The sequence below is a fragment of the Pantoea sp. USHLN256 genome (assembly GCF_037149875.1).
Lineage (GTDB): Bacteria > Pseudomonadota > Gammaproteobacteria > Enterobacterales > Enterobacteriaceae > Pantoea > Pantoea nemavictus.
Genome location: NZ_JBBCQO010000009.1, coordinates 24,727 through 39,170 on the forward strand (window position 1 = coordinate 24,727; position 14,444 = coordinate 39,170).

Here is a 14,444-nt window from a genome sequence, read left to right on the forward strand (position 1 = left end):
GTCGGGTAATTGCCGCAGGCTATGACTATCCGAGCACATAATGAGTGAGAAACGATGACTCTGAATCTGGTAAGTGAGCAGTTGCTAACTGCGAACAGCATTAATCAGCAGGACCTTTATTCCCTGTTAGGGCAGCTTTCAGAACGTCGTCTGGATTATGCCGATCTCTATTTCCAGTCCAGTTTCCACGAATCCTGGGTGCTGGAAGACAAAATTATTAAAGATGGTTCTTACCACATCGATCAGGGCGTTGGCGTGCGTGCCGTGAGCGGTGAGAAAACCGGTTTCGCCTATGCCGACCAAATCTCCCTGAATGCACTGCGTCAGTCATCTGAAGCGGCGCGCAGCATCGTGCGTGAGCAAGGCAATGGCAAAGCGCATACGTTGTCGGCGGTACTGAACCGTTCGCTGTATGCGCCAGTGAATCCACTGGATAGCCTGACGCGCGAAGACAAAATCGCCCTGCTACATCGTGTTGATCAAGTGGCGCGCGCTGCCGATCCGCGCGTGCAGGAAGTGAATGCCAGCCTGAGCGGCGTTTACGAACAAGTGCTGGTGGCCGCCACTGATGGCACGCTGGCGGCGGATATCCGTCCGCTGGTGCGTCTTTCCATCAGCGTACAGGTGGAAGACCAGGGCAAGCGTGAGCGCGGCTCGAGCGGCGGCGGTGCGCGTACCGGTTATGAATTCTTCCTTGCCGATGAAAGCGGTGATGTGCGTGCCGATGCCTGGGCGCGTGAAGCGGTACGTATGGCGCTGGTGAACCTGTCTGCCGTTGCGGCGCCAGCCGGTATGTTGCCGGTGGTGTTGGGCGCGGGCTGGCCGGGCGTGCTGCTGCACGAAGCGGTTGGACATGGTCTGGAAGGTGATTTTAACCGTCGCGCGACATCGGTATTCAGCGGCAAAATGGGCCAGCTGGTGGCTTCAGAACTCTGTACCGTGGTTGATGATGGCACTATTGAAGGTCTGCGCGGTTCATTGGCGGTTGATGATGAAGGTGTACCGGGCCAGTACAACATGCTGATTGAAAATGGCGTGCTGAAAGGCTACATGCAGGACAAGTTGAATGCGCGCCTGATGGGCGTTAATCCAACCGGTAACGGTCGCCGTGAGTCCTATGCGCACCTGCCCATGCCGCGTATGACCAACACCTATATGCTGGCGGGTAAATCAACGCCGCAGGATATCATCGAAAGCGTGGAATACGGCATCTATGCGCCGAACTTCGGCGGCGGTCAGGTTGATATCACCTCCGGCAAGTTCGTGTTCTCCACCTCAGAAGCCTATCTGATCGAGAACGGTAAAGTGACCACACCGGTGAAAGGTGCAACGCTGATTGGCTCTGGCATTGAAGCGATGCAGCAGATTTCGATGGTCGGCAACGACCTGGCGCTGGATAAAGGCGTCGGCGTGTGTGGCAAAGAGGGCCAGAGCGTGCCAGTGGGCGTCGGCCAGCCAACGCTGAAGCTGGATAAAATCACCGTTGGTGGTACCGCTTAATCCGCTGTAAGGTCGCCATTTCCGGCGACCTTAATCTCTTTTCACCCTTTCCGATGCTGCTGATATTGCTGCGCCACCTGTTTGAAATACTCCGTCAGATAATCAATACACACCTGTACTTTCAGCGGCAGCTTATCCTTCTCGGTATAGAGCGCATAGACCGGGCGCGGCTCCGAGTGGTATTGCGGGAACAGAATATCGATCTCACCGGCGCCGATCTCATCAATCACCCACATCAGCGGCACATAGGCGATACCACAACCGGCTTTCAGCCAGCGAATCAGCGTTTGTGAATCGTTGGTCACAAAACGGCCCTGCGGCGTAAGACGCGTCACCAATCCTTCCGGTGCCACCAGTTCAAAGGTGTTATCTGGCCGCACGCTATATTCCAGCCAGGAAAAATTGTCGATCTCACCCGGCTTTTCCGGCGTGCCGTGCTGTGCCAGATAGCTTTTGGCCGCACACACCACCATCGGCATTGCCCCCAGACGGCGTGAGAACAGATTCGAATCCTGCAACGCACCCACACGCACCACTAAATCGAGGCCATTGGCGATCAGGTCCGGTGCCGGAATGCCGGTCACCAGATTGACGCTTAAACCCGGATATTCACGTAACATTTCGCTGGTCATCGCCGATAAAACATTCTGCGCCATCGTTGATGAGCAGCCGATGCGAAGAATACCTATCGGCGTGTTATTAAAGGCATACAGCTGCTCGTGCACCTGTGATGCCTCAGCTAACATGCGGCGGCAGCCTTGAAAATAGATTTTCCCGGCTTCAGTCAGTCCAAGGCTGCGCGTGCTGCGGTTGAGCAATTTAACCTGTAGCTCATCTTCCAGTTTGGCGACAATCTGGCTGATAGACGAAACGCTAAGCTGAAGCTGGCGTGCTGCGGCGGTAAATGAGCCCAATTCAACCACTTTGGCGAAAATGGACATGCTTTTAAGTCGATCCATTGTTTACTCTGGCTAAAAAGTGATTTAGCTCACAATATGTAGAAAACGTATAGTCAAGCGCGTTACTATACGCGCGCTGGGTCTCTTCACTGCACCTGAACACGGCTGTGTTAACCCGATGATACGCTATGATTAGCTCAACGCGGCCTGAATGTTGCCATCAGTTTATCCGTCTTCCCCTGAGCATAAACCCAACGTGCCGCTCGGCATGTGGGCAGGTATCGGTGCAATCCGGCAAGGTCGAACTAAGGATCCGAAATGAGTGTGCTTCCGGTATTTGTCGTATTCGGGCTGTCTTTTCCGCCCATCTTCGTAGAACTATTGGTTTCTCTGGCGCTTTTCTGGCTGGTGAAACGCGTGCTAACGCCTAGCGGGATCTACGATCTGGTTTGGCATCCAGCACTGTTTAACACCGCGTTGTATTGCTGTGTGTTTTACCTTGTATCCCGTTTATTCGTCTGAGGTTTTTAAGTGAAAGCGCTAATAAGAAAAATCGCGCGATACGCGATTACGCTCCTGCTGGTTGTCATCGCAATCGTGATCATCTTCCGCGCCTGGGTGTTCTACACCGAATCACCGTGGACGCGTGATGCTAAATTCTCCGCCGATGTCGTGGCGATCTCGCCAGACGTCACCGGCATCATCACTGACGTGCCAGTGCACGATAACCAGCTGGTGAAAAAAGGCGACACGCTGTTTGTGGTCGATCGTCCACGTTACCAAAAAGCGTTGGATGAAGCGCAGGCAGACGTTGAATATTACCAGGCGTTGGTAAGCGAAAAACGTCGTGAAGCCAGCCGCCGCAATCAGTTGGGCACCAGCGCCATGTCGCGTGAAGCGATTGAGCAATCCAATAATGATCTGCAAACCAGCGAACATCAGCTGGCCAAATCGGTTGCGACGCGCGATCTGGCGATAATCGACCTCGATCGTACCACCATCAAAGCGCCATCAGATGGCTGGGTCACTAACCTCAACGTGTATCAGGGCGAATTTATTACGCGTGGTTCAGTGGCGGTCGCGCTGGTACAGCAGCACTCCTTCTATGTGCTGGCCTACATGGAAGAGACCAAGCTGGATGGCGTGCGTCCCGGCTTCCGCGCGCAGATTACGCCGTTGGGTAGCAATGTGGTGCTGCGCGGTACCGTCGACAGTATTGCTGCGGGTGTCACGAACAGCAGCAGCACCAGCGACAGCAAAGGCATGGCGACCATTGACTCGAATCTGGAGTGGGTTCGTCTGGCGCAACGTGTGCCGGTACGCATTCGTCTCGACGATCAGCCAGGCAACCGCTTCCCGGCAGGTACTACCGCGACGGTGGTGATCACCGGCGCGCAGGACCGCGAAACCAAAGTCTCGCCGCTGACGCAGTTGTTCAACCGCCTGCGTGAGTTTGGTTAAGCGAGGGCGATATGATTGAGTTTTTGCGTTTCCCGGTAAAGCTAACCTTCGCGCTGGTTGCGGCGTTGATGATTGGCTTTCACTTCAATCTGGAAACGCCGCGTTGGGCGGTGATGACCGCCGGCATCGTGGCCGGTGGTACCGCTTTTGCTGCAGGGGGCGATCCCTACTCTGGCGCACTGCGCTATCGCGGCATCTTGCGCATCATTGGTACCTTTATTGGCTGTATCGCCGCGCTCACCATCATGATTGCCACGGTGCGCGCGCCGGTGGTCATGTTGCTGATCTGCTGCCTGTGGGCGGGCATGTGCGTCTGGCTCTCTTCGCTAATCAAAGTGGAAAACTCCTACGCACTTGGCCTTGCGGGTTACACCGCGCTGATCATTGTGGTGACGGCGGATGCCAGCGGCGGCTTAACTCTGGCGCCGCAATATGCGGTTGAGCGCTGCAGTGAAATCGTTATCGGTATTCTGTGTGCGATTCTCGCCGACATGCTGTTCTCGCCGCGCTCAATCAAAAAAGTGATTGAGCAGGAAGTCGATGCGCTGCTGGTGGCGCATTACAAGCTGCTGCAAATGTGCGTGGCTCATGCAGATAAAGACGAAGTGGACAAAGCCTGGAGCGCGTTAGTGCGTCGCACCACGGCACTCAACGGCATGCGTAGCCAACTGCTAATGGAGTCGTCACGCTGGAAAAATTCCAGCCGCCGTCTGCAAATGCTGAATACGTTGTCGCTGACGCTGATCACTCAGGCCGCCGAAACCTTTCTGATTCAAAATTCACGTCCGGAATACATTCCACCGCACTACCGCTTGCTGATCGAAAAAGAGGTCAACAACGTCAACGATGTGCATAAACGCATGAAGGTGATGCGTCGCTTAATTGGCGTGAGCAGTAAAACCGTGCCGGTCACGCTGGCGAGTTGGGTGGGTGCGGCAACCGAATATCTGTTGCTCATCAATGGCATAAAAAGCAACAGCCGTATCACCACGCTCGAAGAGAGCATACTGCAACGCGAAGTGGTGATTCAGGCGCGCTCGGCCGAAACGCATCACGCGATGATTAATGGCGTACGTACCTTTGTCGCTACCGCACTGGGTTCGCTGTTCTGGTTGTATACCGGCTGGACGTCGGGCAGCGGCTGCATGGTGATGCTGGCGGTGATTACCGCGCTCGCGATGCGCATGCCAAATCCGCTGATGGTGGCGAAAGATTTCCTTTACGGCATGACGGTGGCGGTACCGCTCGGTGCGCTCTACTTCATCTTTATTCTGCCCGCTACCCAGCAAAGTATCTTACTGTTATGCATCGCCATTGGTGCGCTGGGCTTTATCGGTGGCATTTTTGTACAGCGCCGTCAGTTGGGAACGCTGGGCGCGCTGATTGGCACCCTAAACGTGCTGGTACTCGATAACCCGATGAAGTTTGAGTTCAACGTGTTCCTCGATAACGTGCTGGGCCAGGTTATCGGCTGCTTCGTGGCGATGATGGTGATTCTGCTGATTCGCGATAAATCGAAAGACCGTACCGGACGTAAACTGCTCAATCGCTTTATGTATGCTGCTGTGGCTGCTCTTACCACTAATCAGGCGCGTCGGCGTGAAAACCATCTGCCGGCGCTGTATCAGCAACTGTTCTTGCTGCTCAATCTGTTTCCCGGCGATATTAATAAATATCGCATCGCGCTGACGCTGATTATCGGGCATCAACGCCTGCGAAATGCCGAAGTGCCGGTCAATGCAGATTTGTCAGCCTATCACCGCCAGTTGCGCTCTACCGCCGATCGCATCGTTTCTGCGACCAGCGATGACAAGCGGCGTTACTATTTCGAGCGCTTGCTGCAAGAGTTAGAGGTTTATCAGGAGAAGCTGCAGCACTATTCAGCGCCGGATAACGTCACCGAGCCGGTGAAACGACTGGCACTGATGTTGGATAAGTACCAGAACACGCTAATACAAATCTGAAACTGGCCGCTGCAGCATGCAGCGGCCTTTTAGATCCCACGCTGACACAAAAACCTCTGATAATGGCATCTATACTTTCCTGACAGGATGTAAACTGACAGGAGAAAACCGATGTCCACTTCCCTGCAACAACACGAATTATTCAAAACCGGCTACTTCGCCGATGGCCAATGGCAAAAAGCCAGCGCGACCTTTGATGTCACTAATCCCGCCACCGGCGAGGTATTAGCGCAGGTAGCCAAAGCCGGCACAAAGGAAACTGAACAGGCGATTGCCGCTGCGCAGCGAGCCTTTCCTGCCTGGCGCGATAAAACCGCTAAGGCGCGTGCCGAAATCCTCAATCGCTGGTATCAGCTAATCATCGAAAACAAAAGCTGGCTGGGCCAACTGATGACGGCGGAGCAGGGTAAACCGCTCAAAGAAGCCGAAGGCGAAGTGGAATATGCCGCCAGTTTTATTCAGTGGTTTGCCGAGCAGGCAAAGCGCGTCAATGGAGAAATTATCCCGCCCGCTAAACCTGGCTCGCGCATTCTGGCAACGCGCGAACCGATTGGCGTGGTTGCCGCGATCACGCCGTGGAATTTCCCAATGGCGATGCTGACGCGCAAACTCGGTCCCGCTTTGGCCGCCGGATGTACTGGCATCATTAAACCGGCCAATAACACGCCGTTAAGCGCATTTGCGCTGCTGGCTCTGGCGCAGAAAGCTGGCGTGCCGGATGGTGTGCTCAATGCGGTAGCGGGCGATACGCATGCGATCAGTGATGCGATTATGGCCAGCAAGGCGGTACGTAAAATCTCCTTCACCGGTTCAACCGCCGTGGGTAAAACGCTGATGCGTAACGCTGCGGAAACCATGAAAAAAGTCTCGATGGAGTTAGGCGGGAACGCGCCCTATATCGTGTTTGAAGACGCGGATATCGATGCCGCGGTGCAGGGTGCGATTGCCAATAAGTTCCGTAATGCCGGACAGGTGTGCGTCAGTGTTAATCGCTTCTATGTACACAACGCCGTGTATGATCGTTTCGTCAACCAGCTGGCCGAGGCGGTGGGGAAACTTAAAGTCGGTAACGGCGTAGAAGAGGGCGTCATTGTAGGCCCGCTGATTGAACAGTCCGCGTTGGAAAAGGTGGAAGAGCATGTCAAAGACGCGCTGAGCAAAGGTGGCAAACTGCTGGTCGGCGGTGAGCGTCATCCGCTCGGCGGTAATTTCTGGCAGCCGACGGTTATCGCGGAAGCGCATGAAGCGATGAAGCTAGCGCAGGAAGAGACGTTTGGGCCGGTAGCGGCTTGCTTCCGTTTTGACGATGAAGACGATGTCATTCAGCGCGCCAATAACACTGAATATGGTTTAGCGGCCTATTTCTACACGCAGAATCTTCAACGCGTATTCCGGGTTTCTTCGGCGCTGGAAGCCGGCATGATTGGCATTAACGAATGTGCGGTGTCCACCGAACTGGCGCCGTTCGGCGGCGTGAAAGAGTCCGGACTGGGACGCGAAGGTTCGGTACTGGGCATGGAAGAGTATCTGGAAGTGAAAGCGCTGCACCTCGGCGGACTAAATTAGCCGCTGCGATTAAGAGGGCGTCATGATGAGAACCGAGCGTTTCGATTTCGACGAAATTGTCGATCAAGCCCATTTCTATCGCCAGTTTAGCGATCGTTTTGCACTGGCCGATCTCACCATCAACGATCTTGATGATCTTTGGGATGCGATCGTCGGTGAGCAACTGCCGTTGCCGCTGGAGATTGAGTTTGTAAATCTGGGGAAAGGGCAGAAACGCCGGTATGGCGCATTGATTCTGCTATTTGATGAAGCAGAAGAGGAGCTGGAAGGCCAGCTCCGCTTCAATGTAAAGTAAAAAAGGGCCCCGGCGAGCGGGGCCAAAGGGTTCGTCTTAATTGACGAGGAATTACTTATACAGCTCAGCGGTGACGTGATAGCTGTCGCCGGTTTTAGCTTCAATAACTTTGTAGGCGCTGGCACCTTGCTCATCCGCTTTCTGTGAAAGCTCGGCACGGTAATCCATCGGTGAACCGCCGGTTCCGCTAATTGAAATAGTGCTGCCGGTAGGTTGCAGATTCTGCGCCTGTTGTTCGGTAACCAGTTGTGCTGCAGAAGCACCAAAGGCGAACAGGGAAAGCAGGCTAGCAGTTGCGATGGTTGTTTTGATTTTCATAATTTTCTCCTCGTTTAATCAACAACCTGCGGCAGAAAGGGGTGGGCGGGTCGTCGATCTATTGCCTGGCGCCGTCTGGGCGCCGGACGTTCAATTAATGATTATTTATACAGTTCAGCAGTCACGTGGAAGGTATCGCCACGGTTGCTCTCAATGATGCGGTAATGGCTGGCACCTTGAGCATCGGCCTTCTGCGACAGTTCCTGGCGAACGTTGGTCTGGTCGCCATCAACACCGCTTACGCTGATGGTTTGGTTCAGAGATTGCAGCTGTTCAGCTTGTTGGTTGGAAACCAGGCTTGCGGCGCTTGCGCCAAAAGAAAGAACAGAAGCCAAGCCCAGTACTGCGATAGCTAATTTGGTTTTCATGATTCACTCTCCTGAAATTTGGGTCGGCAACCTGAGAGGCAAGTGCGTCTCAAACGGGTCGCCGTTCACATTGCGTCTTGAATCTGTAACTTATTTGTACAGTTCAGCGGTCGCGTGGTAGTTGTCACCGGTATTCGCTTCGATCACTCGGTAAGCTTTTGCCCCTTGCTGATCGGCTTTGTCATTTAACTGCTGACGAATATCCATTGGAGAGCCACCCACGCCGCTGACGCTGATGGTGCCTGCGGGTTGCAGATTCGCAGCCTGTTCGGCATTGATAGAATCTGCTGCAAAAGCACCAAATGACAGGGCAGAGAGAACACTTAGCGTTGCAATAGTAGTTTTAACGTTCATGATATTTTTCCTCGTCGTCTATTTTTATCTTTTTCTTTCGTGTGATTTGCATCACGAAACTAAGTATAGATCTAATCACTCACGAAATTAATATCTAGCTAATAATGTTTGGTTGTAATTCTTTATCCTTATGGCACTTTTTTAGAACCGGAAGTTATAAAAAACGCCTGGATCTTAACCAATGACAGCTATTTCAATGTAAAAACAATGATCTACATCAAATTATCTTTTAGTGCGAAAGATCATGGTTGATCTCGCTGGCTGATACGCTGCGGGTAGGTAATGACACTTAGGACCATATGTAAAGCAGCGTAAAATAGCGCATTAGGCTAAGCAGGCGCAAAGGTCGTACCAATCTTCATGGAGGAAAAGAACCGCTGGGTATATGGATAACTTATTATTTACAAAGGAATTTGTAACAGCATGGTTACGGATGATGCGGGTGAGGAGAAATAACCGGCAGAGATTCTGCCGGCATGCAGCAGGTTTTTATAGCTCTTGTTCGAATAAAACCAGTACAGCATCGTGCAGCTGTTTCACCGAGAAGGTGCGCGCAGGGGTAATAAAGATGGTGTCATCACCAGCGATGGTACCGAGGATACCTTCGGCTTTGCCGAGCGAATCCAGCAGGCGTGCAATCAGCTGCGCCGCGCCGGGGCTGGTGTGAATTACCACCAGGGCATCGTTGTAGTCGATATCCAGTACCAGATTTTTCAGCGGGCTGGTGGTGGTGGGGACGCCGAGCTCGGCGGGCAGGCAGTAAACCATCTCCATCTTGGCATTGCGCGTGCGCACCGCGCCAAACTTGGTCAGCATACGAGAAACTTTGGACTGATTGATGTTCTCGAAGCCGTCTTCCTGCAGCGCCTGCACAATTTCGCCCTGGGAGCTGAATTTCTCTTCCTTCAATAAGGCTTTAAACGCCTTAATCAAGTCGTCTTGTTTTGATGGGTTTCGCATAAGCTACCAATAAAAGAGGGTTGCAGCAGGCAACAGGCCTACGGCAGATAAATTATTATGCATTTAGATGAATTTTTATGCAATAAGTCTGGTGAGAGAATCGCGGTTACATCCTGCGGGGGCGAGATGATACCAGAGTTTTACGCCGCGCCAAAATAGCGGGTTGGCGCGCAAAGCGAAGGTTGCAAAGTTGTTATATTATTGATGTGGTAACAACTATATCGATGATCATTGCCGTCCATTGTCTTCTGGCTGCGAATGTATCATTCAGGCGACTTCTGAAGTGGAGATGTCTCGGGAGCCGATTGCGGCGTAGTTTAAGTGCGCGACAGGTTTAGTCGCTATCGCCTGAGAAGTTGATTAAACTCGTAACCTGATGGATTTTCGGCATATCTCTGCCCCACCTTAATAAGGAGTTCAGGATGAAAGTTGCCGTTCTCGGTGCCGCTGGTGGTATTGGCCAGGCGCTCGCACTGCTGCTCAAAACGCAATTACCCGCAGGCTCAGCTCTCTCACTTTATGACATCGCGCCGGTAACGCCGGGTGTGGCGGTGGATCTCAGCCATATCCCAACGGCAGTCACCGTTGAAGGGTTCAGCGGTGAAGATGCCACGCCAGCGCTGCATGGTGCCGATGTGGTGCTGATCTCTGCGGGTGTGGCACGCAAACCGGGCATGGATCGCGCCGACCTGTTTAACGTCAACGCCGGCATCGTGCGTAACCTGATCGAACAGGTTGCCAGCACCGCGCCGAAAGCCCTGATTGGCGTCATCACCAACCCGGTGAATACCACGGTGGCCATTGCGGCCGAAGTGCTGAAGAAAGCTGGCGTGTATGACAAAAATCGCCTGTTTGGCGTTTCAACCCTCGATATTATCCGCGCCAATACTTTTGTGGCCGCGCTGAAAGGCAAGCAGCCGAACGAGATTGAAGTGCCGGTTGTTGGCGGCCATTCAGGCGTGACTATCTTGCCGCTGCTGTCGCAGGTTAAAGGCGTGAGTTTTAGCGAACAGGAAGTGGCGGATCTGACTAAACGAATTCAGAATGCCGGCACCGAAGTGGTGGAAGCCAAAGCCGGCGGCGGGTCGGCTACGCTGTCGATGGGACAAGCGGCGGCACGTTTTGGTCTGTCGCTGATTCGCGCATTGCAAGGTGAAGCTAACGTGGTGGAGTGTGCGTATGTGGAAGGCGAGGGTGAATACGCGCGCTTCTTCTCGCAGCCGCTGCTGTTGGGTAAAAATGGCATTGTCGAACGCCGCCCGCTTGGCACGTTGAGTGCGTTTGAACAGCAGGCACTGAAGGGCATGCTGGAAACGCTGAAGAAAGATATCGCGCAGGGCGAAGAGTTTGTGAAGTGATTGGCTCTGTGCTGCAGTAAATAACGCCCGGCTTCTGCCGGGCGTTTTGTTTTTATAATCCGCCGGACTTAAACGTCTGGCTGGAGGGGGTTCCGTTGCTGGCGGGGGTTTTCCTGCCCAGCGTTTCCATACGCACCTGGAACGGTGGGAACGGCATCTCAATCCCGTGCTCTTCAAAGCCGCGCAGAATCAGCTGATGCAGTTCATGGCGTAGCGGCATGCGATGTCCCATCTCCGCCGCATGCACACGCAGTTCAAACAGCTGAATACCCTGCTGCAAATCGACCAGGAATACATCCGGCGCCGGCATATCGAGCACATAAGTACAGCGATCGGCTGCCTGCTTAAGAATGTTGGTCACTTCATCACTGTTAACCCGCGCGGGAGCAGGAATGGTCAGCACCACGCGCGTGACCGAATCCGACAGCGACCAGTTAACGAATTGCTCAGTGATAAAGGCCTTATTCGGCACGATAATCTCTTTGCGGTCCCAATCGGTAATGGTGGTGGCGCGCGTGTTGATGCGGGTAATGCTGCCGGTCAAGTCGCGAATGGTAACGGTATCGCCGATACGAATCGGTTTTTCGAACAGGATAATCAAGCCGGAGATAAAGTTGGCGAAGATCTCCTGCATACCGAAGCCCAATCCCAGACCTAACGCGGCAACCAGCCACTGCAGCTTCGACCACTCAATGCCCATCATCGAGAAGCCAATCAAACCGCCAATCAGCATCAGCGCATATTTGGTCAAGGTGGTAATCGCGTAGCCGGTGCCGGGCGCCAGGCTGAGATGCTGTAACAGCGCCAGCTCCAGCAGAGCAGGCATATTGCGCACCAGCTGCGTGGTGATAATCAGCACCAGAATCGCGATCAGCACCGCGCCCAGCGTAATCGCCTGCACGCTATCAACGCCCTGAATAGTGGTGCTGGCATTCCACAGCGGAATGTTATCAAGGAAGCTAAACGCCGAATGAATTTCTGACCACAGCACAATCACCGACACCAAGGCGATCAGCGTGAGAAGTGAACGCACCAGACGCAGCGACTGCGCGCTGATCTCATCCAGATCGATGCTCGGCTCCTCTATTTCGATGGTGTCCGCATTCACCGGCGTTTGTTGCTCTTTCTCTTCTTCACTGCGCGCGCGGTTGGCCAGCATATCGGCACGACGCTGGCGCGCACGATCAAAGGCGATACGGCGACGTTGAATCAGCATCCAGCGGCGGATGATGTGATACACCACCAACAAGAAGAACCAAATACCTACCGAGGTTTCCAGGCGCGCCAGCAGCGCCTGCGCCGTAGCGAGATAACCGATGCAGGAGGCGAAGGCGGCGACCAGCGGCAGGGCGATCATTAAGTTCCACAGAATGCGGTTAACGAAATTGTCGCCGTTGCCCTCTTTATCCAGATAGAGCGGAATGCCGGCGCGTTTCAGACTAACGGTGACGATACTCAGCGCGCCACAAATCAGGATGAAGCACACGCGTCCCAGCGTGCCTGAGAATTGCGGATCGTCGAGATTCGCAAAGGCGATCAGCAACATGATTAGCGGCACAATCAGCCCAACGGACAGCGAGTAATAGCGCATCGCACGCGCCACGCGCGCCTGAGGCCAACGGAAATGCACCACAAATAAACCATCAGGGCGGGCAAACGCGGCGCTGATCATAAAGGCCCACAGCAGCGGCAGCGTAGCGGTGATGCCGTCGCCAATCGCTACGGCAAATGGATAGGGCCAGGCGTGCTGCAAACCATAACCGAGCGCGGCCCACAGCACTGGCAGCGGCACCGCCACCAGAATCGACCAAAATACCGTGCGCAGCGTCAGGCTAAAGCGATCCTGAGTCACTTTACCGACGCGGCTGGCCGAGCGCTCCATAAAAGCGTTGTAATGACGACGCGAACTGATACTGAAACCAACCAGCAAAATTGCGCCAATGATCGGCAACACGGTTTCGCGATTCGTGAACATCATCGCCAGCGCTTTGCCGAGCTGGCCGGCAGTATCCAGCGACAGCAGACGCTTAAGATCATGCGCCATCTCTACCGGGAAATTCAGGCCGATGGTGTTTACGTCGGCGGTCCAGAAGAGATAGCGATGCGTCGCATCTTTTACTTCGGCTAAGGCATCCTGCAACTGCGTATTGGAAACTTTAAGTTTGGTGATTTCCAGAATCAGCGTATCGCAGCCGGAAATCAGGGAATTCAGCAGTTCGCGCTGGGTTTTGAGTTGTGCTTCAAGGATGCGCACCTGATCGCTGCTGAATGGCGTGCCATCATCTTGCTTGGCTTTGCGCAGGTCCTGCTGGCGTTCTAGTAAGTCTTCATAATGCAGGCGCTGCACGCGCAGCTGGCCCATTTCGCTATCAATCTGTTGAGATTTCGGCATCTCCGGCAGACGCGCCACCTGAGCTCGCAGCGCTTCACCTAACAGATTGGAGGCGCCCAGCCATTGCGACTGCTCGCGCAGCGTGCTTAACGCCTGACGCACCTGCAGAGTTTGATTGGTGGCAAGGCGCTGCTGCGAAGCGACGAGATCCATGCGCTGCGCTTGCTGATTGAGGTCTGCCGACAATTCGCGGTTAACGCGGAACTGATCGCTGATGGCGCTCGGCAGATCGCCGCTGTTTTCCGCCAGTTGCTCGGTGCGCTCCAGCGCCAGTTCAGCCTCGCGCTGGCGCTGGTTATTCAGTTGATTGCGTAGCGCCTGCAGATAGTTATCCAGCTGAGTGGCTTTACGCTGGTGCACTTCGGCACGCATGCGCGCCAGCTCCTGGCGATTATTCGCCGACAGCTGCGCCAGCTCTAACTCATCAACGCGCGCTTTGTTAGCGGCATTCTCTGCCTGACGTGCGTAAATCTGCGCCTGCGCGAGCGGCGTGGTCGCCGCAGATGAGCTCTGCGCGCGGCGATCGCTTTCGGTCATCGCCCGGCGCGCATCGGTTTGCTGCTGCGGCAGTTGCGACAGTGAATCGCTGATTTCGCGAGCACGATCCTGCTCTTGCTGTGCCTGGCGGCCTTCTTCCAGCAGTTGGCTGCTCACCTGCAACAGCTCTTGATCCAGCTCGGCGCTGCTCATATTGCTGCGTACCGCCTTGCTGCTATCGGTTAGGGTGGCAATCTGCTGACGCAGTTCGCGCGCCAGTCGCGGGAAATCATCGATCACCTGTTGATACTGCTTCGCGCGCTCCAGCGACTCATCGCGCTCGTTGAGGAAGTTGATTGCCGCTTCCAGCGCCTGAACCTGTTCGGTTTGAGCAGGTGAGCTTTTCGCGGATTTAGCCGCATCCAGTTCCTGCTTAAGCTGACTGGATTGCGGAACGGTAGCGGCAAAGACAGAACTGCTGAGCACAAGGCTCAGCAGCAGAGAGAGGAGAACGCGCACGGGAGAGGTTCCG

At 54.4% G+C, this 14,444-nt stretch carries 13 protein-coding genes; 7 read left to right on the forward strand and 6 right to left on the reverse strand.

All coding sequences use genetic code 11. The features are described 5' to 3' along the window. Positions 1–54: 54 nt before the first annotated feature. A complete protein-coding gene (tldD, locus tag WFL93_RS18915) occupies positions 55–1,500 on the forward strand; it encodes a metalloprotease TldD (RefSeq protein ID WP_049851234.1) in 1,446 nt (481 codons plus the stop codon). Positions 1,501–1,541: 41 nt separating this feature from the next. Here tldD and aaeR read toward each other — a convergent pair whose 3' ends face one another. Further along, positions 1,542–2,459, reverse strand: a complete 918-nt coding sequence (gene aaeR / locus WFL93_RS18920) for an HTH-type transcriptional activator AaeR (protein ID WP_036621938.1) — start codon at positions 2,457–2,459, stop codon at positions 1,542–1,544. A gap of 258 nt (positions 2,460–2,717) precedes the next feature. Between aaeR and aaeX the strand changes: the two genes are divergently transcribed. From aaeX to WFL93_RS18945, 5 genes are all read left to right on the forward strand, one after another. After that, positions 2,718–2,921, forward strand: a complete 204-nt coding sequence (gene aaeX / locus WFL93_RS18925; RefSeq protein ID WP_007891984.1) for a p-hydroxybenzoic acid efflux pump operon protein AaeX — start codon at positions 2,718–2,720, stop codon at positions 2,919–2,921. A 9-nt stretch (positions 2,922–2,930) separates the two neighbouring features. Next, complete coding sequence (gene aaeA / locus WFL93_RS18930; protein ID WP_180822582.1) at positions 2,931–3,860, forward strand: p-hydroxybenzoic acid efflux pump subunit AaeA; 930 nt, start codon at positions 2,931–2,933, stop codon at positions 3,858–3,860. An 11-nt stretch (positions 3,861–3,871) separates the two neighbouring features. After that, complete coding sequence (aaeB, locus tag WFL93_RS18935; protein WP_180822581.1) at positions 3,872–5,824, forward strand: p-hydroxybenzoic acid efflux pump subunit AaeB; 1,953 nt, start codon at positions 3,872–3,874, stop codon at positions 5,822–5,824. A gap of 111 nt (positions 5,825–5,935) precedes the next feature. Then, complete coding sequence (locus WFL93_RS18940) at positions 5,936–7,390, forward strand: NAD-dependent succinate-semialdehyde dehydrogenase (protein WP_336778792.1); 1,455 nt, start codon at positions 5,936–5,938, stop codon at positions 7,388–7,390. A gap of 25 nt (positions 7,391–7,415) precedes the next feature. After that, positions 7,416–7,685 (forward strand): barstar family protein, encoded by a 270-nt coding sequence (locus WFL93_RS18945; protein WP_036621939.1) that lies wholly within the window; start codon positions 7,416–7,418, stop codon positions 7,683–7,685. A 51-nt stretch (positions 7,686–7,736) separates the two neighbouring features. On the opposite strand, the gene yhcN (WFL93_RS18950) is transcribed toward WFL93_RS18945, so the two are convergent. The 4 genes from yhcN (WFL93_RS18950) to argR form a co-directional block, all read right to left on the reverse strand. After that, positions 7,737–8,003 carry a peroxide/acid stress response protein YhcN gene (gene yhcN, locus WFL93_RS18950; RefSeq protein WP_049851236.1) on the reverse strand — a complete coding sequence of 89 codons (267 nt, stop codon included), beginning with the start codon at positions 8,001–8,003 and terminating at the stop codon, positions 7,737–7,739. A gap of 101 nt (positions 8,004–8,104) precedes the next feature. Further along, a complete protein-coding gene (locus tag WFL93_RS18955; protein ID WP_007891990.1) occupies positions 8,105–8,371 on the reverse strand; it encodes a YdgH/BhsA/McbA-like domain containing protein in 267 nt (88 codons plus the stop codon). Between the two features lie 90 nt (positions 8,372–8,461). After that, positions 8,462–8,725: a peroxide/acid stress response protein YhcN gene (yhcN, locus tag WFL93_RS18960; RefSeq protein ID WP_007891991.1), complete on the reverse strand. Its 264-nt coding sequence runs from the start codon at positions 8,723–8,725 to the stop codon at positions 8,462–8,464. A gap of 489 nt (positions 8,726–9,214) precedes the next feature. Then, a complete protein-coding gene (gene argR, locus WFL93_RS18965; protein ID WP_007891992.1) occupies positions 9,215–9,685 on the reverse strand; it encodes a transcriptional regulator ArgR in 471 nt (156 codons plus the stop codon). Positions 9,686–10,107: 422 nt separating this feature from the next. Between argR and mdh the strand changes: the two genes are divergently transcribed. Beyond that, complete coding sequence (mdh, locus tag WFL93_RS18970) at positions 10,108–11,043, forward strand: malate dehydrogenase (protein WP_049851238.1); 936 nt, start codon at positions 10,108–10,110, stop codon at positions 11,041–11,043. 52 nt (positions 11,044–11,095) lie between these two features. Here the strand turns inward: mdh and mscM are convergent, their stop codons facing one another. After that, positions 11,096–14,431, reverse strand: coding sequence for a miniconductance mechanosensitive channel MscM (mscM, locus tag WFL93_RS18975; protein WP_007891994.1), 3,336 nt, complete (start codon positions 14,429–14,431; stop codon positions 11,096–11,098). Positions 14,432–14,444 lie beyond the last annotated feature (13 nt).

Coding starts and splice junctions, on each gene's coding strand:
- tldD (WP_049851234.1), top strand. CDS start 55: ATGACTCTGAATCTGGTAAGTGAGCAGTTGCTAACTGCGAACAGCATT.
- aaeR (WP_036621938.1), bottom strand. CDS start 2,459: ATGGATCGACTTAAAAGCATGTCCATTTTCGCCAAAGTGGTTGAATTG.
- aaeX (WP_007891984.1), top strand. CDS start 2,718: ATGAGTGTGCTTCCGGTATTTGTCGTATTCGGGCTGTCTTTTCCGCCC.
- aaeB (WP_180822581.1), top strand. CDS start 3,872: ATGATTGAGTTTTTGCGTTTCCCGGTAAAGCTAACCTTCGCGCTGGTT.
- WFL93_RS18940 (WP_336778792.1), top strand. CDS start 5,936: ATGTCCACTTCCCTGCAACAACACGAATTATTCAAAACCGGCTACTTC.
- WFL93_RS18945 (WP_036621939.1), top strand. CDS start 7,416: ATGAGAACCGAGCGTTTCGATTTCGACGAAATTGTCGATCAAGCCCAT.
- yhcN (WP_049851236.1), bottom strand. CDS start 8,003: ATGAAAATCAAAACAACCATCGCAACTGCTAGCCTGCTTTCCCTGTTC.
- WFL93_RS18955 (WP_007891990.1), bottom strand. CDS start 8,371: ATGAAAACCAAATTAGCTATCGCAGTACTGGGCTTGGCTTCTGTTCTT.
- yhcN (WP_007891991.1), bottom strand. CDS start 8,725: ATGAACGTTAAAACTACTATTGCAACGCTAAGTGTTCTCTCTGCCCTG.
- argR (WP_007891992.1), bottom strand. CDS start 9,685: ATGCGAAACCCATCAAAACAAGACGACTTGATTAAGGCGTTTAAAGCC.
- mdh (WP_049851238.1), top strand. CDS start 10,108: ATGAAAGTTGCCGTTCTCGGTGCCGCTGGTGGTATTGGCCAGGCGCTC.